The organism is Mesorhizobium sp. M4B.F.Ca.ET.089.01.1.1 (genome assembly GCF_004022605.1).
In the GTDB taxonomy this organism is placed as follows: domain Bacteria; phylum Pseudomonadota; class Alphaproteobacteria; order Rhizobiales; family Rhizobiaceae; genus Mesorhizobium; species Mesorhizobium abyssinicae.
On sequence record NZ_RZOS01001431.1, the window covers coordinates 1 to 445 of the forward strand.

Below are 445 nucleotides of genomic sequence, written 5' to 3' on the forward strand. Positions count from 1 at the left end.
AGTACGAGGACCTGACCGGCGACGGCACAAGCGCCGACGACACCGCCTGGTCGCATGATCCGGTGACCATCTTCATCGACGACGACAACAGCGGCGATCTCAGCGCCGGCGACCGCTCGACGACGACGGGGGCCGGCGGCGCCTGGTCGATCGGCGGACTGACGCTGGCCGATGTCGGCAAGAACATCTACGAGGTCGTGCCGGACGGCTCGCAGCAGACCGGCACCCTGGTGCAGACCGTCGGCAACCCCGGCAGCGGCGGCACCGACAGCGGCAACGACTTCACCAACTTCCTCGACTTCTCGATCAGTGGCACCAAGTACGAGGACCTGACCGGCGACGGCACAAGCGCCGACGACACCGCCTGGTCGCATGATCCGGTGACGATCTTCATCGACGACGACAACAGCGGCGATCTCAGCGCCGGCGACCGCTCGACGACGAC

At 67.2% G+C, this 445-nt stretch carries 1 protein-coding gene; it reads left to right on the plus strand.

Going from position 1 to position 445, the window contains the following annotated elements:
* Positions 1–445: hypothetical protein (locus EN780_RS39565; protein ID WP_210215147.1), on the plus strand; the 445-nt coding region annotated here is incomplete at both ends.